Origin of the sequence: Ralstonia sp. 22111, from assembly GCF_052045895.1 — a bacterium.
GTDB lineage: Bacteria > Pseudomonadota > Gammaproteobacteria > Burkholderiales > Burkholderiaceae > Ralstonia > Ralstonia wenshanensis.
Window position 1 is genome coordinate 66,944 of sequence record NZ_JBQEPR010000013.1, and the last position, 24,056, is coordinate 90,999.

18 protein-coding genes are annotated in these 24,056 nt (G+C 65.8%); 12 read left to right on the forward strand and 6 right to left on the reverse strand.

Annotated features, from left to right (window positions below):
- Positions 1-87 precede the first annotated feature (87 nt).
- The 4 genes from ACTJK4_RS23890 (at position 88) to ACTJK4_RS23905 (ending at position 4,130) form a co-directional block, all read left to right on the forward strand.
- Positions 88-1,812: a proline--tRNA ligase gene (locus ACTJK4_RS23890; protein ID WP_414561104.1), complete on the forward strand. Its 1,725-nt coding sequence runs from the start codon at positions 88-90 to the stop codon at positions 1,810-1,812.
- Positions 1,813-1,834: 22 nt separating this feature from the next.
- Positions 1,835-2,590, forward strand: a complete 756-nt coding sequence (locus ACTJK4_RS23895) for a lytic transglycosylase domain-containing protein (RefSeq protein WP_414561103.1) — start codon at positions 1,835-1,837, stop codon at positions 2,588-2,590.
- A 66-nt stretch (positions 2,591-2,656) separates the two neighbouring features.
- Complete coding sequence (locus tag ACTJK4_RS23900; RefSeq protein ID WP_232041061.1) at positions 2,657-3,523, forward strand: 2OG-Fe(II) oxygenase; 867 nt, start codon at positions 2,657-2,659, stop codon at positions 3,521-3,523.
- Between the two features lie 13 nt (positions 3,524-3,536).
- The gene (locus ACTJK4_RS23905) at positions 3,537-4,130 is read left to right on the forward strand and encodes a MarC family protein (protein WP_232043050.1); all 594 of its coding nucleotides are present in this window, start codon (positions 3,537-3,539) and stop codon (positions 4,128-4,130) included.
- Positions 4,131-4,195: 65 nt separating this feature from the next.
- Here the strand turns inward: ACTJK4_RS23905 and ACTJK4_RS23910 are convergent, their stop codons facing one another.
- Positions 4,196-4,744, reverse strand: coding sequence for a hypoxanthine-guanine phosphoribosyltransferase (locus ACTJK4_RS23910; protein WP_232041060.1), 549 nt, complete (start codon positions 4,742-4,744; stop codon positions 4,196-4,198).
- Positions 4,745-4,812: 68 nt separating this feature from the next.
- Complete coding sequence (gene ffh, locus ACTJK4_RS23915; protein WP_260802218.1) at positions 4,813-6,228, reverse strand: signal recognition particle protein; 1,416 nt, start codon at positions 6,226-6,228, stop codon at positions 4,813-4,815.
- A gap of 174 nt (positions 6,229-6,402) precedes the next feature.
- On the opposite strand from ffh, the gene ACTJK4_RS23920 reads away from it, so the two are divergent.
- From ACTJK4_RS23920 to ampD, 5 genes are read left to right on the forward strand one after another with little or no spacing between them, the layout of a single operon-like run.
- On the forward strand, positions 6,403-7,311 hold the full coding sequence (locus tag ACTJK4_RS23920; protein ID WP_232041058.1) for a cytochrome C assembly family protein: 909 nt from the start codon (positions 6,403-6,405) through the stop codon (positions 7,309-7,311).
- A 45-nt stretch (positions 7,312-7,356) separates the two neighbouring features.
- Positions 7,357-7,623, forward strand: coding sequence for a hypothetical protein (locus ACTJK4_RS23925; protein ID WP_232041057.1), 267 nt, complete (start codon positions 7,357-7,359; stop codon positions 7,621-7,623).
- Positions 7,620-9,668 carry an ATP-binding protein gene (locus ACTJK4_RS23930; protein ID WP_414561101.1) on the forward strand — a complete coding sequence of 683 codons (2,049 nt, stop codon included), beginning with the start codon at positions 7,620-7,622 and terminating at the stop codon, positions 9,666-9,668. The genes ACTJK4_RS23925 and ACTJK4_RS23930 overlap by 4 nt, the downstream gene beginning before the upstream one ends.
- A gap of 39 nt (positions 9,669-9,707) precedes the next feature.
- Complete coding sequence (locus tag ACTJK4_RS23935; RefSeq protein WP_343620135.1) at positions 9,708-11,327, forward strand: sigma-54-dependent transcriptional regulator; 1,620 nt, start codon at positions 9,708-9,710, stop codon at positions 11,325-11,327.
- Entirely contained in the window at positions 11,320-11,916 is a 597-nt protein-coding gene (ampD, locus tag ACTJK4_RS23940) for a 1,6-anhydro-N-acetylmuramyl-L-alanine amidase AmpD (protein WP_440819114.1), read from the forward strand. Before ACTJK4_RS23935 ends, ampD begins: the two co-directional genes overlap by 8 nt.
- A gap of 566 nt (positions 11,917-12,482) precedes the next feature.
- On the opposite strand, the gene ACTJK4_RS23945 is transcribed toward ampD, so the two are convergent.
- From ACTJK4_RS23945 to ACTJK4_RS23955, 3 genes are read right to left on the reverse strand one after another with little or no spacing between them, the layout of a single operon-like run.
- Positions 12,483-14,642, reverse strand: a complete 2,160-nt coding sequence (locus tag ACTJK4_RS23945; protein ID WP_440819115.1) for a phosphocholine-specific phospholipase C — start codon at positions 14,640-14,642, stop codon at positions 12,483-12,485.
- 36 nt (positions 14,643-14,678) lie between these two features.
- Positions 14,679-14,873 carry a hypothetical protein gene (locus ACTJK4_RS23950; protein WP_252690587.1) on the reverse strand — a complete coding sequence of 65 codons (195 nt, stop codon included), beginning with the start codon at positions 14,871-14,873 and terminating at the stop codon, positions 14,679-14,681.
- A 30-nt stretch (positions 14,874-14,903) separates the two neighbouring features.
- Positions 14,904-16,934 carry an alkaline phosphatase family protein gene (locus tag ACTJK4_RS23955; RefSeq protein WP_440819116.1) on the reverse strand — a complete coding sequence of 677 codons (2,031 nt, stop codon included), beginning with the start codon at positions 16,932-16,934 and terminating at the stop codon, positions 14,904-14,906.
- Between the two features lie 651 nt (positions 16,935-17,585).
- Here ACTJK4_RS23955 and ACTJK4_RS23960 point away from each other — a divergent pair.
- From ACTJK4_RS23960 to ACTJK4_RS23970, 3 genes are all read left to right on the forward strand, one after another.
- Positions 17,586-20,558, forward strand: a complete 2,973-nt coding sequence (locus tag ACTJK4_RS23960; protein ID WP_260802212.1) for a ribonucleoside-diphosphate reductase subunit alpha — start codon at positions 17,586-17,588, stop codon at positions 20,556-20,558.
- A 116-nt stretch (positions 20,559-20,674) separates the two neighbouring features.
- The gene (locus ACTJK4_RS23965; protein ID WP_102066852.1) at positions 20,675-21,883 is read left to right on the forward strand and encodes a ribonucleotide-diphosphate reductase subunit beta; all 1,209 of its coding nucleotides are present in this window, start codon (positions 20,675-20,677) and stop codon (positions 21,881-21,883) included.
- 154 nt (positions 21,884-22,037) lie between these two features.
- The gene (locus ACTJK4_RS23970; RefSeq protein WP_440819117.1) at positions 22,038-23,120 is read left to right on the forward strand and encodes a M14 family metallopeptidase; all 1,083 of its coding nucleotides are present in this window, start codon (positions 22,038-22,040) and stop codon (positions 23,118-23,120) included.
- Here ACTJK4_RS23970 and ACTJK4_RS23975 read toward each other — a convergent pair.
- Positions 23,117-24,013 carry an EamA family transporter gene (locus ACTJK4_RS23975; RefSeq protein ID WP_440819118.1) on the reverse strand — a complete coding sequence of 299 codons (897 nt, stop codon included), beginning with the start codon at positions 24,011-24,013 and terminating at the stop codon, positions 23,117-23,119. The two genes, ACTJK4_RS23970 and ACTJK4_RS23975, sit on opposite strands and share 4 nt — an antisense overlap.
- Positions 24,014-24,056: the final 43 nt, after the last annotated feature.

Consider the following 24,056-nt stretch of genomic DNA (forward strand, 5'->3'; position numbering starts at 1 on the left):
GCGCCTCGTCTCATCTCCTGATTCCGGTGGCTTTTGCCCTTGTTTTCGCGGCTTTGGTTGGCTGCGTCATCCCTTATTGTCAGTCGCATGAAAGCGTCCCAATTCTTCATTTCCACGCTCAAGGAAGCGCCCGCCGACGCGGAGATCGTCTCGCACAAGTTGATGATGCGTGCCGGCATGATCAAGAAGCTTGGCGCGGGCCTCTATACGTACATGCCCGTGGGGCTGCGCGTGATCCGCAAGGTCGAGCAGATCGTGCGTGAGGAAATGAACGCCGCCGGCGCGGTGGAAGTGCTGATGCCGGTGGTGCAGCCGGGCGAGCTGTGGCAAGAGACCGGCCGCTGGGACAAGATGGGCGACGAACTGCTGCGCTTCAAGGATCGCCACGAGCGCGATTTCGTCATGCAGCCGACGTCGGAAGAGGTGGTGACCGACATCGCCCGTACCGAAATCCGCTCGTACAAGCAGCTGCCGGTCAATTTCTACCAGATCCAGACCAAGTTCCGTGACGAGCGCCGCCCGCGCTTCGGCATCATGCGCGGCCGCGAATTCACCATGAAGGACGCGTACTCCTTCGACCGGGACGCCGAAGGCCTGAAGGTGTCGTATCAGAAGATGTACGACGCCTATACGCGCATCTTCCAGCGCTTCGGCCTGGAATTCCGCGCCGTGGCCGCTGATAACGGCGCCATCGGTGGCTCGGGTTCGCACGAATTTCACGTGATTGCCGACACGGGCGAAGACGCCATCATCTATTGCCCGGATTCGGACTACGCCGCCAACATCGAGGCTGCGGAAGCCGTGGCTCCGGCCGAACCGCGTGGTGCCGCCGTGGAGGCGCTCACCAAGACGCATACGCCTGGTCGCTCAAAGTGCGAGGCTGTAGCCGAGCAACTGGGGATTCCGCTTCAGCGCACGATCAAATCCATCGTGCTGGCCACTGACGTCGAGGGCGGCGAACCCCAGATTTGGCTGCTGCTGCTGCGCGGCGATCATGAACTCAACGAGGTCAAGGCATCGAAGGTGCCCGGCCTGGCCGATTTCCGCTTTGCCACCGAAGGCGAAATCCTCCGCGCGTTCGGGACGCGGCCCGGTTATCTCGGCCCGATCGGCACCAAGCTGCCCGTGAAGGTGGTGGCCGATCGCACGGCGGCCGCCATGAGCGATTTCGTGGTTGGTGCGAACGAAGAGGATTACCACTTCACCGGCGTGAACTGGGGCCGCGACTTGCCCGAGCCCGAGGTCTACGACCTGCGTAACGTGGTGGCGGGCGATCCGTCGCCGGATGGCAAGGGCACGCTGGCCATCTGCCGCGGCATCGAAGTCGGTCACGTCTTCATGCTGGGCACGCGTTACTCCGAGGCGATGAACGCCACGTTCCTCGATGAAAACGGCAAGACGCAGCCGATGGTGATGGGCTGCTACGGCATCGGCATCACGCGCATCCTGGGTGCGGCCATCGAGCAGAACTACGATGCGCGCGGGATCATCTGGCCGGCCTCGATCGCGCCGTTCCAGGTGGTGATCTGCCCCGTGGGCTACGACCGCTCCGACGCCGTGCGCGAGGAAGCCGACCGCCTGCACGCCGAACTCGTTGCTGCCGGCATCGATGTGATGCTGGACGACCGCGGCGAGCGCCCCGGCGCGATGTTCGCCGACTGGGAGCTGATCGGCGTGCCGTTCCGCGTGGTGGTGGGTGACCGCGGCCTGAAGGAAGGCAAGCTGGAGTTCCAGGGCCGCCGCGACGAAGCCGCCACCGCCGTGGCACCGGCCGAGGTGCTGGCGACGCTGAAGGCGCGTCTCGCGCAATAACGCAACGACAGGACCGCCACGCATGCCCCGCTTGTTCTCCGCTCGCCTGATCGCCACTGCGCTGTGCGCGGGGACGTTGCTCGCGGGCACGCAGGCGGCGTGGGCAGGCGCCCAGAAAGAGGAATACCTGGCGGACTCCGTGCGCAGCGCGCTGTCTGCTGCCGTGGCCGACAGCCGCCCGCTGCGCCCGGTATTTGCCAGCAACGACGAGCAACTCGGCTACCTGCGCTGGCTGGCCGAGATGTCGGTGCGCATGTCCGGCAAGATTCCGCAGGCGTCGGTACGCGTCGAACTGATCGAGACGGCGTATTACGAAGCCAAGCGCGCTGGCCTGGACCCGGCGCTGGTACTCGGCCTCATCCAGGTGGAAAGCGGCTTTCGCAAATACGCCATCAGCAGTGCCGGTGCGATGGGCCTGATGCAGGTGATGCCGTTCTGGACGCGCAGCATCGGCGACAACGACTCGCGCAAGCTTTTCCATCTGCAGAGCAACCTGCGCTACGGCTGCACGATCCTGCGTCACTACCTCGACATGGAAGGCGGCAATCTGTATTTGGCGCTGGGCCGCTACAACGGCAGCCGGGGCCAGCCGCAATATCCGAATGCCGTGCTCGCTGCGTGGAAGCGCTGGCAGTATCAGGAGTCGAGCGCGATGACGGTGTCTGCGCCGGCCGAGCCCGTTGTCCCCGCTGCGCGTGCCAAGGCATTGCCTGAAGTGCCGGCGCGCAATCCTTTCTCGCCACTACGTATTGCTGGCGGTCCGGCAGGCGGTTCCTGATCTTCTGTCGGCGAACGGTGGGCCTACAATAGGGCCATCTCTCGTTCGCCCGCATCTCCATCCCGCATGTCCACCCCCCAACCGTACGCGACGATGTCTGACGCGCTGCGCGACTGGCTGCAGCGTCACGTGACCGAAGGTTTCGAGGCCGAATCCCTGGTGGCGTCGATGGTGCAATCCGGCTACGACCGCGCTTTCGCGCGCCGTGTCGTCGATGAGGCGCTGACCGCTCGCGCGCCCGCCCCCGTCGTGGCGCCCGCGCCGACGCCTGCTGCCGACCAAGCGGTTGAAAACAGCAATGCCGTGCATACCGCCGACGGCGACATTCCGATCCTGTTTGCACTCGAGACGCCGCGCATCGTGCTGTTCCAGCACTTCTTGTCGGACGCAGAGTGTGACGAGCTGATCGCGATCGGGCGCAACCGCCTCAAGCGCTCGCCCGTCGTGAACCCCGATACGGGCGAGGAAAACCTGATCTCGGCCCGCACAAGCCAGGGCGGGATGTTCCAGGTCGGCGAGCATCCGTTGATCGCCAAGATCGAAGCCCGCATCGCACAGGCCGTGGGCGTGCCGGTCGAACACGGCGAAGGCTTCCAGGTGCTGAACTACCAGCCCGGCGGCGAATACCAGCCGCACTTCGATTTCTTCAACCCGGGCCGCAGCGGCGAGGCGCGCCAGCTTGAAGTGGGCGGCCAGCGCGTGGCCACCATGGTCATCTACCTGAACAGCGTGCAGGCGGGCGGCGCGACGGGCTTTCCGAAGCTCGGACTGGAGGTGGCACCGGTCAAGGGCAACGCCGTCTTCTTCGTCTACAAGCGCCCGGACGGCACGCTGGACGAAGACACGCTGCATGCCGGCCTGCCGGTCGAGCGTGGCGAGAAATGGATCGCCACCAAATGGCTGCGTGAACGCCCATACCGTCGCGGCGCCTGATCGACATCAGGCGATGGAATACACCTTTGTCTCGGCGACCGTGCTGCTGGTGCTGATCACCGATCCGCTCGGCAACATTCCCATCTTCATCTCGGCGCTGCGGCCGGTGGCCCCCGAGCGCCGGAACCGCGTCGTGCTGCGCGAGGTCGGCATTGCATTCGTGCTGCTGCTCGTCTTTATGTTCTTTGGCGAGAGCTTCCTGCGCATGATGAGCCTGACCGACATGTCGCTGCAGATTGCAGGCGGCATCGTGCTGTTCCTCATCGCACTGCGGATGATCTTCCCGCGTGAAGGTGCGGCCGAGTCGCAGCCCACCGGCGAACCCTTCATCGTGCCGCTGGCGATCCCGGCCATCGCCGGGCCGTCGGCGATGGCCACGGTGATGCTGTTGGTGTCGCAGGCGCCCGGGCGCATGTGGACGTGGGTCGGCTCGCTGTGCGCGACGATGGCCGTGTGCGCTGTGGTGCTGCTGAGTGCCACGCACATCCAGCGCCTCGTGGGTGAGCGCACGGTGATGGCGTTCGAGCGGCTGATGGGGCTGATCCTGGTGGCGATCTCGGTGGAGATGCTCCTCAAGGGCATTCGCACCTTCGCGCATCAACTCTGAACCCCGCGCGGGCAACAAAAAGGGCGACTGAGATGTCGCCCTTTTTTGTTTGCCGCGGTGCCGCCTCAGGTGTTCTTTAGCGCGCGGATGGTCGGAAGGTTGCGCCAGTAGCCCTTGGCGTCCATGCCGCAGCCGAACACGTAGCGGTCTGGCACGTTGAAGCCGCAGAAGTCCGGGTACAGCGGTTTGGACTTGCTGAGCGTCTTCTCGCACAGCACGGCGGAGTAGAACTCGGCTGCGCCCATGTCGATGATGCGCGAGCGGATGGCGGCCATCGTTTCGCCTTCGTCGAGAATGTCGTCCAGCACCAGCACCGTGCGGCCCTTGACCGACTCGCGCGGCGCCACGCGCCACTGCATCTCGCCGCCCACCGTCTTGTTGTTGTAGCGCGAGAGGTGGATGTAGTCGAACTCCAGCGGGAAGGCCAGCTTGGGCAGCAGCATGCCGGTAAAGACGGCCGCGCCGCCCATCACGGACAGCACCATCGGGAAGGTGTCGCCGATCTTCTCGGTGATCTCTTCGGCCATGCGGTCCAGCGAGCCGCGCACGGCGTCTTCGCTGACGATTTCTTCGGAGTTGGCCCAGAGTTCGCGGGCCTGTTCTGCGCTCAGCATCGTGTCGGTTCGGTGAAACGGTTCGGTGTGTCGATCAAGGGTGCGATTCAGTAAGGAGGGTAGCCCGCTCAGCGGCCGCCGAACAGCCCCTTCATGCCGCCTTTCATGCCGCCCATGGCGCGCATCATCTTCATCATGCCGCCGCCTTTGAGCTTTTTCATCATGCCTTGCATCTGCTCGAATTGATTGAGCAGACGGTTGACTTCCTGCACCTGCACGCCCGCACCGGCGGCGATGCGGCGCTTGCGGCTCGCCTTGATGAGTTCGGGCTTGGCGCGCTCGGCAGCCGTCATGCTGTTGATGATGCCTTCCATGCGGCGGACCTGCTTTTCAGCCTGGTCCATGTTGGCACCCTGCGCCTGTTGCGCGAACTGCGCCGGCAGCTTGTCCATCAGGCTGCCCAGGCCGCCCATCTTCTTCATCTGGCCGATCTGGGCCTTGAAATCTTCGAGGTCGAAGCCGCCGGTCTTCTTGATCTTGGCCGCAAGCTTCTGCGCCTCTTCCATGTCGACACCGCGCTGGGCTTCTTCCACCAGCGCAAGGATGTCGCCCATGCCCAGAATCCGCTGGGCCATGCGGTCGGGGTAGAACGGCTCCAGCCCGTCGAGCTTTTCGGCCACACCGACGAACTTGATCGGCTTGCCCGTGATGTGACGCACCGATAGCGCCGCGCCGCCACGCGCATCGCCGTCGAGCTTGGTCAGCACCACGCCGGTCAGCGGCAGGGTGTCGTTGAAGGCCTTGGCGGTGTTGACGGCGTCCTGGCCGAGCATCGCGTCGACCACGAACAGCGTTTCGGCCGGCTTGAGCGTGGCGTGCAGCGCGGCGATCTCCTGCATCATCGCCTCGTCGATACCAAGGCGGCCGGCCGTATCCACGATCAGCACGTCGTGGTAGTGCTTCTTGGCCCAATCCAGTGCTGCGGCGGCAATGTCCACCGGCTTCTGGTCCGGCTGCGAGGGGAAGAACTCTGCGCCCACCTGCTCGGAAACGGTCTTCAGCTGCGCGATGGCGGCGGGGCGATACACATCGCACGACACCGTCAGCACTTTCTTCTTCTTGTTCTCTTTGAGCCACTTGGCGAGCTTGCCGACCGTGGTGGTCTTACCCGCGCCCTGCAGACCGGCCATGAGGATGATCGCGGGCGGCGTGACGTTGAGGTTCAGCTCCGCCGCGCGGCCGCCCATGATGTTGCTGCCGACGCCTTCCAGCGCTTCCTGGCCGCCGATGATGGCCGTCAGTTCGCGTTGGACGATGCCGACCAGCGCCTGGCCAGGCGAAAGGCTTGTGATGACGTCTTCGCCGAGCGCTTTTTCCTTGACGCGGGCAATGAACTCGCGCACGACCGGCAGCGCCACGTCGGCTTCGAGCAGTGCCAGGCGGACTTCGCGCAGCATCTCGGCGGTATTGGCTTCGGTCAGGCGCGCTTCGCCGCGCATGGTCTTGACCACGCGCGCGAGCCGTTGGGTCAGGTTATCCAGCATGACAGTGACAGGGATCCGGAATTGGGGACGGGATGAAGAGGAGGCCGGCGCGCGTTTCGCTTGCACCGGCTAGGAATGTGCTTATTGCGCGCATGTTGCGTTCCCGCCCAACGAGGCTTTCGGCGGGGGGCGGGCCCCAGCCAAAACCGGGGTGCGCTGCGGTAAACTGTGCAAATGGCAATTGTACTGTATGCGCTGACGGCGCTTCTCTACGGCACCCTCGCTTCGGTAGCGTGGGCGCGACGCGGTGGACTGGGCGCCCAGGCCCCGGCCGGAGCCATGGCGGCAGGCGGTCAATCGCCGGGCGCCACGGTGCTCGTTCCGCCGCCTCCGGGGGCCGCCGACACTGTCCCGGCCTGGTGGCGCTGGGGTTTGCTGGCCGCCTTGATCGCGCACGGGTTCCTGCTGCACGAGACGATCTTCCCGGCCAGTGCCATGGTGTTTGGCTTTGCCTATGCGCTGTCGGCCATGCTGTGGCTGGGCGTGGGCATTTTCTGGATCGAAAGCCTCTTCTTCTCGCTGGCCGGCCTCGGCCTGCTCGTGATGCCGGTGGCGCTGGTCGGAAGCCTGCTGCCGGTGGCCTTCCCTGGTACGCAAATTCTCGGCTATGCGGCCAGCCCGCTGTTCAAGCTGCACTTCGCTATTGCCAACGTGGCCTACGGGCTGTTCACGCTGGCGGCATTCCACGCGATCCTCATGCTGGCTGCGGAGCGCCGACTGCACACCATCAACCGCCCGGAGGCAAGCTGGTTCAGTCGCTGGCTGGATTTGCTGCCGCCGCTGCTCACGCTTGAGAAACTGCTGTTCCGGCTGATCGGGGCGGGCTTCATTCTGCTGACGCTGACGATCGCCTCGGGCGTGCTGTTCTCCGAACAGCTGTTCCACAGCGCCTTCCATTTCGACCACAAGAACATCTTTGCCGTGCTGTCGTGGGCGATGTTCGGCGGCATCCTGATCGGTCGGCGTTTTCGCGGCTGGCGCGGGCGTGTGGCGCTGCGTTGGGTGATGGCGGCCTTTGCGATCCTGCTGCTGGCATACGTGGGCAGCCGCTTCGTGCTCGAAGTCATTCTGCATCGCGCCTAGCGCGTTCCTGGCGCCAGCGCCGTTACCTGTCCTTGTCTGTTCCCCATGTCCCGTCCTGTCCTGCTGATCCTGATGCTGCTCGCCGGCTGGTGGTGGTTGAGCCGCCTTGGGACGCGCTCCTCCCGCTCTTCGGGGCAGGGTCAGACGGCCCCGCGCGGGCAGGGCACGGCCCAGCGCACTCCTCCCCCCCAGGCGTCGCAACCCATCGAGCAATGTGCCGTGTGCGGCGTGCACGCGCCGCGCACCGGCATGATCGCGCTGCCGGGCGGCCGCTATCGCTGCCCGGAGCATGCTGACCGAGGCAACACATGACGCCCGAAGCGTCAGGTGCCGCGCGGGCAACGCCGTCCGCCGCGCGCAGCCTGCTCGCGCGCCTGAATGCCTGGCGCGCAATCCGGGCGGTCTGGCTGGAGCCCGATCCGCCTGAGTTCCAGTGGCGCTTGCTGCGCTATTTCGCCTTCAGCCGCGCGGCCGTGGCGCTGGTGCTGTTGCTGTTCGTGATGGTGCCGCGCGAGCACAACGATGCCGTCGGCCTGCCCAATAGCGACGCCCTGCTCAGCCTGACGCTGCCGTATCTGGCGATGGCCCTGCTGATCCTGGCGGCGGCCGGCTGGTGGCGCACGCGATTCCAATTCCGCGTGCGGCTGGATGTGGTGCTCGATTTGCTGTTCCTGGGGCTGGCGTATGCCACGCTCTCGCGTCTGTCGGCGAGTGTAGCGATGGTGCTGCTGGTGCCGGTGCTGGCCGCGGGTGCACTCACCAGCCTGCTCTTTGCGCTGTTCACGGCGGCGGTGGCGTCGATCGTGGTGCTGGCCGATCCGTTCCTGCAGATGATGAGCGACGGCGTGATTGCGCCGGGCCTGGCATCTGCCGGGCTGTACGGCATGGTCTACATGATGGCCGCGTCGATGATGTACGGCCTGTCGCACCGCCAGATCGCGCAGGAACGTTTGACGATGGCCCGCGAGCGCGAGCTGCGCCTGCAACAGCTCGTCAACCGCCTGATGGTCTACGACATGCAGGACGGCGTGATGCTCGTGCGTGCCGATGGCCGCGTCGTTGCCGCCAACCCGGCCGCAGCCATGCTGCTGGGCGTGCCGCAGAGCGCGTTTGTCGGCAGCGGTGCAATGTTGTTCGACCTGAAGGACGTGCCGCACCTGCGCCCGCTGCTCGAAACGCTGCGCCAGTGGCTGCGCCGCAAGAGCCGTCCGGCCGATGGCACTGGCGACGACGATGCACCGCGCATCCTCGATCTACTGCCCATGGCTACGGGCGGCCGGGGCGGCCGCGCGATGTTGAGCGCCCGGCTGCGCCTGCGTTTCATCCTGCCGAGCCTGGCCAACCTGCGCAGCGTCTATATGGATAGCCTTGTCAGCTCGATCGGCCTGGGCCTGCCGGGCGAGGGCGGCGAGATGCGTCCGCGCATTCCGTCGGCCGAGGCCACCGCGCAGGGCTGGTCGGCGGATGACGAAGCGTTTCTGCGCCACGAGTTGCACGACACCGTGCTGGTTCACGTGGAAAGCTGGGAGCGTGTGGCGGAGCAGGCGCAGCAGGAGAAGCTGGCCTCGATGGGGCGGCTGGTGGCCAGCGTCGCGCACCAGATCCGCAACCCGCTGGCCGCGATCAGCCAGGCCGCTGAGCTTCTGGACGATCCGGGCGAGGGGGGCGACGGCCAGGATGGCGGCGCGCACGCGCGACCGGAAAACTCCGGGGTGGAGACGCGCCTGCTGCGCATCATCCGGGATAACGTGCGCCGGCTCGACCAGGTAGTTGCCGACGTGCTGATGCTCTCGCGTCGCCCGCGTGGCGAACGGGTGCGCGTGCAACTGGCGCAGGTGCTGCCGGAGGTCGTCGAGCGCTGGCGTGCCGAAGCCCTGCGCCGCGCAGGCGAAGCCACCGAGATCAACCCGAACCTCGTGCGCGTGGCCGTCGACCTCGGCAAGCCCGTGCTGTTTGACCCGGCGCAGTTGCAGCAGGTGGTGGGCAACATGCTCGACAACGCGTTGCGTTATTGCCGCCGCGTGCCGGGTTCGATCCAACTGGCGGCCTACGCGCTGGACGACACCCACGCCGAACTCGTGATCTGGAACGACGGCCCGGAAGTGCCGACTGAGCAGCAGCGCAGTCTGTTCGAGCCGTTCTTCACGAATGACGCCCAAGGCACTGGCCTGGGCCTCTACATGGCGCGCGAGTTGTGTAGCGCCAACGATGCGCAGATCCGTTACGGCGCCATTGCACTGGAATCCTTGCTCGATCGCACCGGAGCGTTGACCATGGAGGCGCGCGACACGTTGCCGCGCCGCGCCTTCGTCATCACCCTGATGTTTGACCAACCTGCCTTGGCCGTAGCGGAATGATCTGCTGGCCGCGAATTTCTGCCGACCATCTGCTGATCCATGTCCAAAGCCGCCATCGTTCGCGAACCCATCCTCGTCGTCGATGACGAAGCCGACCTGCGCGAGCTGCTGGAAATTTCCCTGCGCCGCATGGGGCACGACGTCGTGCTCGCCAGCGGACTGGCCGAGGCGCGCGAGGCGCTCTCCCGCCAGCGCTTTGCGCTTGTGCTGACAGACATGCGCCTGGGTGATGGCCTGGGCATTGAACTCGTGCGCCAGCTTTCTGCCACGGCCGACCGCACGCCGGTGGCCGTCATCACTGCTTATGGCAGCGCCGAGAATGCGGTGGAAGCGCTCAAGGCCGGTGCGTTCGATTACATCGCCAAACCGCTCTCGCTGGACCAGTTGCGCAGCCTCGTGCTCAACGCGCTGGGCCGCCAGCAACGCGATCCCGATCCCGGTAATGCCGACTTGGTGGAGCGCACCAACGACCTGCTGCCGGGCCATTCCGCCGCGATGCAGGAAGTGCGCCGCTCGCTGATGCGCCTGGCGCGCAGCATGGCGCCGGTGGTGATCAGCGGCGAATCCGGCAGCGGCAAGGAGCGTGCGGCGCGCGCGGTGCATGCGCTGTCTGCGCGTGCATCGCGGCCGTTCGTGGCGGTCAACTGCGGCGCGATTCCCGAGAACCTGATGGAAGCCGAGTTTTTCGGCTACGTGAAAGGCGCTTTTACCGGCGCCGACACCGACCGGCAGGGTTTCTTCCAGGCGGCCAATGGCGGCACGCTCATGCTCGATGAGGTGGCCGACCTGCCGCTCACGATGCAGGTGAAATTGCTGCGTGCGTTGCAGGAGCGCCGCGTGCGCAAGATCGGCGAAAGCCGCGAAGACCCCGTCGACGTGCGTGTCGTGTGCGCCAGCCACCAGAACCTTGCGCGTCTGGTGGCTGCCGGCCGCTTCCGCGAAGATTTGTTCTACCGCCTGAACGTGCTGGAACTGCGCATGCCCACGCTGCGCGAGCGCGCCGAAGACGTGCCCGTGCTGGCCGGCGTGCTGCTCGAGCAGCTTGCCAGCCGCTACGGCGATCCGCGCCCCAAGCGCCTGACGCGTCCGGCGCTGCAGCAACTGTGCGCGTATCCGTTCCCGGGCAACGTGCGCGAGCTGGAGAACCTGCTGGAGCGCGCCTACGCCTTTGCGGAAGGCGAGTCGATCGACGTGGATGACCTTGGCGCACTCGGCGCCGAGATCGAGCGCTCGCCGTTGTTCCACCGCACGCGCGAGGCGCAGGCCGCCGCAGCGGCCCATCACCCGATGTCGCCGCCGATGACAAGCTGGCCTGATGCCGTCTACATGCCGGCGGCCGTGCCAAGTCCCATGGGGATGCCGCAACCAGTGGCGCAGCCCGAGCCGGCCCCTGTAGCGCAGCCGGCGGAGCCGTCGCTGCCGAGCGTTGCATTGCCGATCGATCTGCCGGCCTATCTGGAGTCGGTCGAGCGCAACGTGATCCTGGCCGCCCTGGACCAGACGGGCTTCAACCGCACGGCGGCCGCCAAGCTGCTCGGATTGTCATTCCGCCAGTTGCGCTATCGCATGCAGCAGCTTGGCATTCGTGACCCGCGGGACATTGAAGCCCCTGGCAACGTGGGCGAACCTGCCGGAAATGGGCTGAACGGCGATGCCTGATCGGGTGCATATCGGCGCTGACGGATGGGTCGATGGCGCGCGCCGGCATCCGTCGCCGAATATCGACGCGCGGCCCGAAGGCATGCCGATCGACCTGATCGTGCTGCACAACATCAGCCTGCCGCCGGCGCAATCCGCGGCCGACTTCGGCACCGACCACGTGCTCGACTTCTTCACCAACACGCTCGACTGCGACGCGCATCCGTACTTCGATCAGCTGCGCGGCGTGCGCGTGTCGGCGCATTTCTTCATCCGCCGCACGGGCGAATGCGTGCAGTTTGCGTCGTGCGACGCGCGGGCGTGGCATGCCGGTGCGTCGGACTTTTTCGGCCGCACGCGCTGCAACGATTTCTCGGTCGGCATTGAAATCGAGGGCACCGACGATCTGCCCTTCACGCCCGAGCAGTACGCCACCACGGCGTCGCTGGTGCGGGCGATCTGCGCGGCGTATCCGATTGCGGCGATTGCAGGCCATTCGGACATTGCACCGGGCCGCAAGACGGACCCAGGGCCGCATTTCGACTGGGCGCATCTGCGTGCGCTCGGCGGGTTCAACGCGGCGTTGTTTCCGTATCAGTACGCGCTCTGACGCGACAATCCTCCCACGCCTCACGGTCTGCGGCCCACGTGCGAGGGTAAAACCGTGGAGCGTCACCCTCCAAGACTCAGGCGTGAGGGTGAAACGGTGGAGCGTCAGTGTCCAGGCGTCGCACGCGAGCCTGAAACCGTGGAACGCCACAGTCGGAGGGTCGCGTGCGAGGGTCAAACTGTGGCGTTCCACGGTTTGAGGCTCACGCACGACAGTAAAACCGTGGAGCGTCACGGTCCGACGCTCGCGTGCGAGTGTGAAACCGTGAAGCGCGACCGTCGGATGCCCATTTCGTCGATCAATCCGGGAACGATTCCAGGGTCTGAAGCTCGCGCACGACACTTGAACCCGCGAACACGGAGGTGTGAGCACCATACGCGGGAATAAACGTCTCGAACGTCGTGGTGTGAAGCCCAAGCGTCGGGGTGAACCCGTGGCATTCGGCCCTTCGAGGCCAACACGTTGCAGGCCGCACGCCCTACGCAGCGCCGAAACGGAAGCGGGCAGCCCGCTTTCGAAGGCTGCCCGCATCTTTCCCTGCTTCTCTTTCTACTTCACTGCCTACCTCAGGTGCCCATCGCCGGGTCGGACACGCCGTCCTTGCCGGTTTCCATGCGACCGGCAAAGCGCCGCGTGAAGCCGCCTTGCGGCACCGTCACCGTGAAGTCGTACCAGTTGCCCTGGCGCGCGATCGGCCAATGCTGGTCGAGCTGCTTGCCGGCCGGGATGTCGAACGTCCACGGGCCGTCATTGCGGTAGGCATTCGGCTTGACGGTGAAGGTGCAGCCGGCGGTGCCGGTGTTCATCATCGTCACGTAGACCTCGGCGTTGGCCAGGTCGTAGCACACGCGGATTTCCGGCGCGCTTGCACCCGCCGCCGACACGGCGCTCACATCGCCCGAGAACGCGCGGTGGAAGCCGTTGGGGCCCAGCACCCACAGGTCGTACTTGCCCTTGTCGGCGGTGAACACGTCCCAGGTGTCGTCGAGCATCTTGCCGGGCTCGACCGCATAGCGGCGCGGCACGCGGTCCAGATGCAGGCGGTCGTACACGTGGAAGACGGCAGCCGCCGTGCCGGTGTTGCTGAAGATCAGGCGCAGCGCGCGGTTGGTGGCGTCTTCGCGGGCGCTGACATGCAGCTCGTACGGCAGGGCGCGCGAGGGGCGGGTGCCGGTGGCCTGCACAGGCATCTGCTGCGCTGTGACGGAGGGCAGCGGCACCTGCGGCTGCAACCCTTGCGCGGTGCGGATGGCGTCGGCGGTGGTCTTGTCGCGGTTGGGCAGCGTGGGCAGCGTCTCGTTGTTCGGGTTGACGAAGTTGAAGGCGCTGGTCAGATCGCCCAGCACCGCGCGGCGGTACGCGCTGATGTTCGGCTCCTTGACGTTGAAGCGCAGCTCCAGGAAGCGCAGCACCGAGGTGTGGTCGAACGCCTGCGAGTTGACCCAGCCGCCGCGGCTCCACGGCGAAACGATGTACATCGGCACGCGCGGGCCGGGGCCATAGGGGTGTTGGTCCGTGTGGTACTCGCCAGCGGTGCTCACCGTCGACTTGCCGGCCAGCACGCCGTTGTCATAGGCCGGTGCTGCGGGCGGCGGCACGTGGTCGAAGAAGCCGTCGTTCTCATCGAAGTTGATGAACAGCACGGTCTTGCTCCACACGGCCGGGTTGGCGGTGAGCGCGTTGAGCACTTCCTGCGTGTACCACGCGCCCTGCACGGGGCTCGACGGGCCGGGGTGCTCGGAATACGTGGCCGGCGCGACGATCCACGAGACCTGCGGCAGAAGGCCCGCGGCGATGTCGTCCTTCAAGGCCTGCAGGAAGCCGCCGTCGGGCATGGTGTTGCCGACGCCCTTGATCAGTGGGCTGACGGTTTCGTCGGCCGGCGTGTACGGCGGGAACGGGCTGCCGTCGGCCAGGTTGCCGCGCGCGGCGTTGGCGTCGCGGTAGGCCTTGAAGCCGGCGAGCGGGTTGTCGGTGAAGTTGTCCGGCATGTTCTGGTAGACCTTCCACGACACGCCGGCAGCCTGCAGGCGCTCCGGGTAGGTCTTCCAGTTGTACGTGACGCTGGCGTCGAGGTGGTCGCCGCTGTTGTCGATGACGGGGCCGCCCGCCGCGCCGGTCGGGTCGTTCGTGCCCGTCCAGTGGAACAGCCGGTTGGTGTTGGTGCCACCGTGGAAGGAGCAGTGGTACGCATCGCACAGCGTGAAGGCGTTGGCCAGCGCGAACTGGAAGTCCAGCTCGGCCTGCTTGTAATAGCCCATCGACTGCGTCTGCTTGTACGTCGGCCACTTGCTCATGCGGCCCAGGTCCCACGCGTTCTGCGCATCGGGGTAGCTGTGCGGCGTGCCCGAGACGCGCTGCGCGTTGCCGGCGCTGCTGTCGAGGTAATACGGCAGCACCGTGCGGCTCGGCCCGCTGCTGGGCACGTAGGTCTGCTGCCACACGTTCAGGCCGCCGGCCAGCGGGATGGGGAAGCGGTCACCAAAGCCGCGCACACCTTGCAGCGTGCCGAAATAGTTGTCGAATGAACGGTTCTCCTGCATCAGGATCACCACGTGTTCAACGTCGCGCATCGTGCCGGTGGCGTTGTTGGCGGGAATCGCCAGTGCACGGCGGATCGACGGCGGGAAGGCGGCGAGCGCGGCGGCGGAAATCGCCCCCGTGCTGGCCATCTTGAGGAAGTTGCGGCGGCTGCCGTTGTTAGCGTGGTTCGTGTCGGAAGTCATGTCGGTCTCAAACGCAAGTCGATGGGAAGCCGCGCGTTACGGAGCGCAGTGCAGGGTCGGCTTGTTGGCCGGCGGCTGGCCGGGTTGATCGGGCTGAGCGGCGCCGGGGCCTGTGCTCGGCGTGCCGTCGTTCGAATCGCCGCCGCAGGCCGACAGCGACAAGGTGGCGGCGCACAGCAGCACGGCGGCCAGCCGGTGCGGCCGCGCGAGAGGGTGGATGAAGGGCTTCATGAGCGGTCTCGTTCGGGTTGGGGGAGGGGGTCAGGGGTTCAGCGACGACAGTGGCTTGTGCGAGCCGTTGATCGTCTTGAGTTCGTCCAGCGTCAGCCGGCGCGTCCACATGGCGAGGTCGTCGTAGGCCATCACGCCTTTGAGCGAGCCCGGGTTGTTGGGCACGTAGTTGTGCGTGGCGTCGTCGTTCATGCCCCAGACCTTGGTGGCCAGGCCACCCAGCTTCGTGACGTCGGTGTTGGCGATGGCCTTGTCTTCCACCTTCTGCACGCCGAGCACCGGGTCCAGGATGTAAGCGCTGAAGCGCTTGGCCTGCGCGTCCACCGACAGGGCGAGATAGGCCCACTGGTTGGCGCTGAACTTCATGCCCTGGATGTCGTCGCGCTTGCCGCCGCTGCCCAGGTTGAAGCGCACTTCGCAGCCGCCCCACAGTCCGATGGCGATGCCGGCATTGGAGCCGGAGTAATAGTCCTTGTTGGCGAGGATCGGTTCGCCGGTGCCGTTGCCCTGCGTGCAGTCCGACTTGAACCAGAAGCCGATGGTGAATTGCGGGCTTAGCGCGATGTCAGCGCCGTTCTGCGTGAGCTTGTAGGCGTCGATGCGCGAATCGACCGAGAGCGCCGTGCCGCCAAAGGGGTCGGCGGCAGCAGAGCCGCCGTCGGTGCCGGCCACCCAGGGGCCGATCGTCGAGCTGGCTTTACGGTCGGTTGGCGGCAGCGGATCGAAGCTGTAGTACGCAGCAAGGCCGTTGGTGAGCGAGGTCGCCAGCGGCGTTGGCGCCACGTAGCTGATCTGCGCGAGCATCGACACCGGCACGTTGTTGCGCACGAGCGTGTAGTTGATGCGGTAGATGCCGCTTGCGGCAGCGATGTTGCTGTCGGTGTACTGCGTGGCTGTGGCCGGCAGCGTGGCGACCGGCTTGCCATCACGCAGCACGGTGATGGGGCCGCTGGCAGCGGTCGGGTTCTGCCAGTTCAGCAACAGCGAGGCGCTGTACGCGCCCACGGTGCTCTGGACATTGCGCACGCCGACGGCACTGGCCGTGAGTGCTGCACCGTCCAACTTGTGAGCGGTGGCCGGTACGGCGGCGTTCAATTGCGCCAGCACGGTCGGCACGATGTCGGCCTCGCTCGGCAGGGCAGCGAGCGCGGCTTCCGACGTGGGCGCGGCCATGCCGTTCTTACCGAGCACCGGATTGACGCTCTTGTTCAGCGCGATGAAGGCGGTGCGGTTTTCAAGCGTCGGCGCCGACGTGGTGGCACCCGTGGCGTCCAGCCCGTGGCTGGTGGTCACGACGACGAGCCAGTCTTCGTTCGGGTTGGCGGTGCGGCGCTGGGCGATGGCGGCTTGCAGCGTGCCCAGCGCCTGGTCGACGTTGTCCAGCGCAGCGGTGTACGCGTCGCTTTGCAGGCCCGATGCCAGCGCGGCGGCGGCCGGCGCGGTGTATTGCGCGAAGACGACGTCGTAGCCGGACTGCACGAGCTTCACGCTGTTCTGCGTCACGCAGGTGTCCACCTGGGCGCAGTCCACGAGCGTGTCGAGGTTGCCGGCTTGCTGATCCGCCTTGAGAAGCGCAGGCAGCGCTGCCGAGCTGACGGCGGCGCCGAGCCGTTGCGTGGCGCCGGCTGCCTTGGCGGCGCTGCGCGCGTAGCTGAACACGCTTGGGGCGGCCAGGGTGGTGACGGTGTCGTCGGTCACGCCATGGCGGTTTTGCCAGGCGCCGGTCAGCACCGTGGCCCAGCTCGGTGTGTCCAGCGGCGGCTGGGCGGTGGTGGTGCCCAGCGTGCCGCCGGTCGAAGCCGGCATCACCGCCAGCGCGCCCAGGTTCGGCAGGCTGTGCTGCAAGAGCGCGCTCTGTATCTGCGCATAAGTGGCGCCGTCCACGCCGACCACCAGCACCTTTTTGCTGGCGCTGGTAGAGGGCGCGTCTGTGTTGCCCTGGTTGGCGATGGGGCTGCTGTCGCTACCGCCGCATGCGGTCAACGTGGTCGCCAGCGTCGCGGCCACGGTCGTGCCCAGCGCTGCCGTCAGCAGGCGGCGGGCAGGTGGATTCCAAGCCATGTCGATTTCCTCGGTCGTTGTGCGCGGCGCTCGGTGTCCCGCCGCTGTGATTGCGCTCCCTGCAATGCGACCGAAGCGTAGGGTGGGGGCCTGTCGCTCAAGTGACAGCCTCGGCAAGAATGCTGATGTGGCTATTCGGATTTCTTGAGCGGGTGAAATGCCGGGGATTGCCCCGGGGTGCGGCACGCGTGCACCGGTGCAGTGCGCCGCACACATACCCCTACCGAAGATGAGGTGACGTCTATTGAGCTTGCGACGTCGATAGAAAGAATTATTCTGAAGAGTCGGTCATTGCGACGCCGCACGCCAGTCCCGCCGACCCTTTGTGCAGACTGGCGTAGCGGGTTTGCGGCACCGCATTGGCGAGTGAAAAATAGCCCTCTGCCCCCACCTGTCAAGTCTAGGCAAATTCGATTGGGCCACTATACTTAGCGTCAATCCCGGAGTTGGACACTAGATGTAGTGGTCGCTTTCCGGGATTCTTATTTCAGCGCCACGCGGGGGCGGGCGTACGGCAGGTCGAGCCGGCGCTTGGGGGCTGAGGAAAGGCAGGGGTCTTTTCCGTCTCATTTCTCCGCGTAGCGCAAGGATTCGCCCAGGGTGCTTCACCCCCGGCGCGCCAATAAAACGAACGGTTCAACAGGAGTCCACATGCAGACGGCCCAACCAGAAATCCACTCCGGCACCGCCAACCCCTCCCAATTTGCGCAAAGCGCTGGCGGCACGGCCGCTGCCCCCAGCACTGGCTACGCGGACTACAAGATCATCCGCCGCAACGGCGCCGTGGTGAGCTTCGAGCCTTCGAAGATCGCCGTGGCCATGACCAAGGCCTTCCTCGCCGTGAATGGCGGGCAGGGCGCTGCTTCCGCGCGTGTGCGCGAGCTGGTCGAGCAACAAACGCAGAACGTCGTGCGTGCGCTGCTGCGCAGCCGCCCGAACGGCGGCACGTTCCATATCGAAGACGTGCAGGATCAGGTGGAACTGGCCCTGATGCGCTCGGGCGAGCACGACGTGGCCCGCGCCTACGTGCTGTACCGCGAGCGCCGCGCCCAGGAGCGCGCACAAGCCGGTGAAACCCAGCAGCAACCGGCCTTCATCGGCCTGAACGTGACCGACGGCGGCATCACCCGCCCGCTGGACATGGCGGCGCTGCGCAACGTGATCGTCTCGGCCTGCGAAGGTCTGGGCGAAGCGGTGGACCCGGAGCCGATCCTCAAGGAAACGGTCAAGAACCTGTATGAAGGCGTGCCGATGACGCAGGTGTACGACTCGGCCATCCTGGCCTCGCGTACCCTGATCGAAAAGGACCCGGCGTACAGCCAGGTCACGGCGCGCATCCTGATGCACACGATCCGTCGCGAAATCCTCGGCGAAGAAGTCACGCAAGCGGAAATGAGCACGCGCTACGTCGACTACTTCCCGCAGTTCATCAAGCGCGGCATCAACGCCGAGCTGCTCGACGACAAGCTGGCGCAGTTCGACCTGGCCCGCCTGGGTGCGGCCCTGGACGCCTCGCGCGACTTCCAGTTCAACTACCTCGGCCTGCAGACGCTGTACGACCGCTACTTCCTGCACATCAATGAAACCCGCATCGAGATGCCGCAGGCGTTCTTCATGCGTGTGGCGATGGGCCTGGCGCTGAACGAAATCGACCGCGAAGCCCGCGCCATCGAGTTCTACCAGCTGCTGTCGTCGTTCGATTTCATGTCGAGCACGCCGACGCTGTTCAACTCGGGCACGCGCCGCTCGCAGCTCTCGTCGTGCTACCTGACCACCGTGTCGGATGACCTGGACGGCATTTACGAGGCGCTGAAGGAAAACGCGCTGCTCTCCAAGTTTGCCGGCGGCCTGGGCAACGACTGGACGAACGTGCGCGCACTCGGCTCGCACATCAAGGGCACGAACGGCAAGTCGCAAGGCGTGGTGCCGTTCCTGAAGGTGGTCAACGACACGGCCGTGGCCGTGAACCAGGGCGGCAAGCGCAAGGGCGCGGTGTGTGCGTACCTGGAAACGTGGCACCTGGACATCGAAGAATTTCTGGAACTGCGCAAGAACACCGGCGACGACCGCCGCCGCACGCACGACATGAACACGGCCAACTGGATCCCGGACCTGTTCATGAAGCGCGTGATGGAAGGCGGCGAGTGGACGCTGTTCTCGCCGTCCACCTGCCCGGACCTGCATGACAAGGTCGGTAAGGCATTCGAGCAGGCCTACCTGGCCTACGAAGACAAGGTCGCGCGTGGCGAGATCAAGCTCTTCAAGAAGATGCCGGCGCTGCAGCTGTGGCGGAAGATGCTGGGCATGCTGTTCGAAACCGGCCACCCGTGGATCACGTTCAAGGATCCGTGCAACATCCGCAGCCCGCAGCAGCACGTGGGCGTGGTGCACAGCTCCAACCTGTGCACGGAAATCACGCTGAACACCAACGACAGCGAAATCGCCGTGTGCAACCTGGGTTCGGTCAACCTGGTCGCCCACCTGGTCAAGCAGGCGGATGGCAGCGTGGTGCTCGATCACGAGAAGCTGAAGAAGACCGTGCGCACGGCCATGCGCATGCTCGACAACGTGATCGACATCAACTACTACGCGGTCAAGAAGGCACGTGATTCGAACCTGCGCCACCGTCCGGTCGGCATGGGCATCATGGGCTTCCAGGACGCGCTGCACGTGCTGCGCGTGCCGTACGCCAGCGACGCAGCGGTGCAGTTTGCCGATACCTCGATGGAAGCCGTGTGCTACTACGCCTACTGGGCGTCGACCGAGCTGGCTGAAGAGCGCGGCCGCTACAGCAGCTACAAGGGCTCGCTGTGGGATCGCGGCATCCTGCCGCAGGACTCGCTCAAGCTGCTGGCCGAAGAGCGTGGCGGCTACCTGGAAACCGACATGTCGTCGACCATGGACTGGGACAGCCTGCGCGGCCGCATCAAGCAGTACGGCATGCGCAACTCGAACTGCGTGGCGATCGCCCCGACGGCAACGATCTCCAACATCATCGGCGTGTCGGCCTGTATCGAGCCGACGTACCAGAACCTGTACGTCAAGTCGAACCTGTCGGGCGAGTTCACGGTGGTCAACGACTACCTGGTGCGTGACCTGAAGGCACGCGGCCTGTGGGACGAAGTGATGGTCGCCGACCTGAAGTACTTCGACGGCTCGCTGGCCCGCATCGACCGCATTCCGCAAGACCTGCGCGACCTGTACGCAACGGCCTTCGAAGTGGAGCCGACGTGGCTGGTGGAAGCGGCATCGCGCCGCCAGAAGTGGATCGACCAGGCTCAGTCGCTGAACATCTACATGGCCGGCGCGTCGGGCAAGAAGCTGGACGACACGTACAAGCTGGCCTGGCTGCGTGGCCTGAAGACCACGTACTACCTGCGCACGATCGGCGCCACGCACGTCGAGAAGTCGACCGTGTCGCGCGGCACGCTGAATGCGGTGTCCTCGGGTAGCGATACAGGTGGTGTGTCGGCTGCAGGTGCATCGGGCGTGACGTCGGCCGCACCGACCAGCGCGCTGGATGCCGCTGCTGCCACCGCCCAGGCGATGCCGGAAGCCGAAGGCGCCGTGTGCACGATGCGCCCGGGCGACCCCGGTTTCGAGGAATGCGAAGCCTGCCAATAAGTCAAAACAGTGTCTGAGGTTGCTCCCGCGCAAGCGGGGGCGCCGTGACCTGAACGACACTGGACTCGCGCTCCAAAAGAGCGGGAGCGACGAGCAAAGAATTAGGAGAAACACATATGCTGAGCTGGGACGACGACGTCAAACCTGCCGCACAACCTTCGGCTGCACCGCAGCCGGTGTATCAACCGCAGCCGCAACTGCAAACGGCCACCGCTGACCAGGGCGGCGTGCTGCCCCCGTCGGCCACGCAGGCCGCCGGCACGGGCATCCTCGGCAACAACCCGAACGCCGCTGCCGCACAGAGCAACCGCCGCGTGAACGCCGCTGACAAGCGCGTCATCAACGGCGCCACCGATGTCAACCAGCTGGTGCCGTTCAAGTACAAGTGGGCCTGGGAAAAGTACCTCGCCGGCTGCGCGAACCACTGGATGCCGCAGGAAATCAACATGTCGCGCGACATCGCCCTGTGGAAAGACCCGAACGGTCTGACCGAAGACGAGCGCCGCATCATCAAGCGCAACCTGGGCTTCTTCGTGACGGCCGATTCGCTGGCCGCCAACAACATCGTGCTGGGCACGTACCGCCAGATCACCGCGCCGGAATGCCGCCAGTACCTGCTGCGCCAGGCGTTTGAAGAGGCGATCCACACGCACGCGTATCAGTACATCGTTGAGTCGCTGGGCCTGAACGAGGCCGAGATCTTCAACGCGTACCACGAAGTGCAGTCGATCCGCGACAAGGACGAGTTCCTGATCCCGTTCATCGACACGTTGACCGATCCGTCGTTCAAGACCGGCACGCCCGAGAACGACCAGAAGCTGCTGAAGTCGCTCATCGTCTTCGCCTGCATCATGGAAGGCCTGTTCTTCTACGTTGGCTTCACGCAGATCCTGGCGATGGGCCGTCAGAACAAGATGACCGGCGCTGCCGAGCAGTACCAGTACATCCTGCGCGACGAGTCGCTGCACTGCAATTTCGGGATCGACCTGATCAACCAGATCAAGCTGGAGAACCCGCACCTGTGGACGGCCGAGTTCAAGGCCGAGATCACGGAGCTGTTCAAAAAGGCCGTCGACCTGGAATACCGCTACGCAGAAGACACCATGCCGCGCGGCGTGCTGGGCCTGAACGCACCGATGTTCAAGGGTTACCTGCGCTTCATCTGCAACCGTCGCTGCCAGCAGATCGGCCTCGACGCGCTGTTCCCGAACGAAGAAAACCCGTTCCCGTGGATGAGCGAGATGATCGACCTGAAGAAGGAGCGCAACTTCTTCGAGACGCGCGTGATCGAGTACCAGACCGGCGGTGCGCTGTCCTGGGAGTGATCTGAGCCACGCGCTCGACCCGGCATCAACGTAGACAGGCGACGCACCATGCGTCGCCTGTTTGCGTTTTGGGGCGTCCATTCACGTTTGTGCGATTGCGCCGCGCCTGTCAGACATGGCACGCTGCGGCTACCACTGCCCCCGGATTCCCGCTATGACGGTCGAAGCCTTCTTCTCGCAGACCTACGATGAAGCGCGCAGCAAGTTCCTCGCCGCCGCACAGAGCCGGGGGCTTCGCATCGAGCGTCATCTGCATCCCGATGTGGTGGGGCCGTCTGGGGAGCAACTTTCCATCGATACCGCGCTGCTCGCGCCGGCGCAGGCTCAGGCTCTGCTGATCGTCACCTCCGGCGTCCATGGTGTGGAGGGGTTCTGCGGCTCCGGCTGCCAGACCGGCCTGCTGCAAGACGACGAACTGTTCGCGCGGCTGGCGGCTGCCAACGTAGCGCTGCTGCTGGTGCATGCGGTCAACCCGTACGGGTTTGCACACTTGCGGCGCGTGAATGAAGACAACGTTGACCTGAACCGCAACAGCGTCAACTTTGCCGAAGCCGCGTCCGCCAACCCGGCGTATCTCGAAGTCGATCCGCTGCTGCTGCCGCGCACGTGGCCGCCCAGCCAGGCGGATCAGGCAGCGTTGCAGCACTACATGGTCACCCGCGGCGAAAAAGCCCTGCAAGACGCCGCAACGAGCGGCCAATACCGCGTGCCGGACGGCATGTTCTACGGCGGCAGCGCGCCGTGCTGGAGCACGCTGCAGATGCGCGGGATCGTGTCGCGGCACGCGGCCGGCATGTCGCGCCTGGTGTGGATCGACCTGCATACCGGGCTCGGCCACTACGGCCACGGCGAGAAGATCTTCAACAGCCCCGATCCTGCCGAGCTGGAGCGTGCCATGCGCACCTGGGGTGCCGATGTTCGACCGATTGCTGCAGCGGGTTCGGTCTCGTCGGTCGTCAAGGGCGATCTGGTGGGCATCGCGTACGAACTGCTGCCCAACATCGAGAAGACCTGCGTGACGCTGGAGTTCGGTACGCTCGCGCCGCTGGCGGTGCTGCAGGCGCTGCGCGCCGACCACTGGCTGCATCGCCATCCGGAGCAGGGCGCCGCGCAGCAGGCTGGCATCCGCAAGGGGCTACGCGATGCGTTTTATTGCGACGTGCCGGAATGGAAGGGGATGGTCTACGCGCAGACGCGCATGGCCGTATTGCAAGCCGCAGCGCGGGTTTCCGGCTAGCTTCGGATGGGTTTGGGTGCCCGCACCGTCAGCGCACAGCCCGCCGACGCAGCGATGATGGCGAGGATCGCCACCCACTGGCGCCCGGTCAGTTGCTCGTGCAGCACGATCGCCCCGGCCAGCGCGCCGATGGCAGGCTCCAGGCTCAGCAACACGGAAAACGTCTTGCCCGGCAGGTGCTTGAGCGCCACCATCTCCAGCGAATACGGGATCGCGCTCGACAGCAGCCCGATGCCCAGTCCCGCCAGAATGAGCGATGGCGAGAGCAGGGCGGCCCCCGCCTGCGCCACCCCAAACGGAATCGCAAACAGCGCACCGACCACCATGCCGATCGACGTCGCCTGGCCCGCATGCAGGCCGCCGAGGTTCTTGCCCGTCAGGATGTAGAGCGCCCAGCACACGCCGGCGGCCAGCGCATACACCGCGCCCAGGTGGTCCACCTGACCGACCGACTTGTCGGCCACCGTCAGCATGAGCAAGCCGACCACCGCCAGCCCGATCCACACGAAATCCAGCGCGCGGCGCGACAGCAGCACGGCCAGCACCAGCGGCCCCGTGAATTCGATGGCGATCGCAATGCCGATCGGCAACCGCTGCAGCGACAGGTAAAACAGCAGGTTCATGCTCGCCAGCGTGACGCCATACAGCGCGATGCGGCCGGCATCTGCGCGGCTCAGGTGCAGGCGCCACGGCCGCCAGAACGCCAGCAGGATCACCGCGCCAATCGTCACGCGATACGTGACCGTGCCCGCCGCGCCCAGCACCGGAAACAGCGTCTTGGCAAACGAGTTACCGAGGCACACGGAGGCCATCGAACCCATCAGGGCAAGGATGGGCATCCAGGGGGAGGTGGACGTCGTCGAAGCAGTGGAAGCGGAAGCAGCGGAAGACATGAGCGACAGCGGAGGGGGGGCGGCAGGAAGCGCGGCAGCGCAA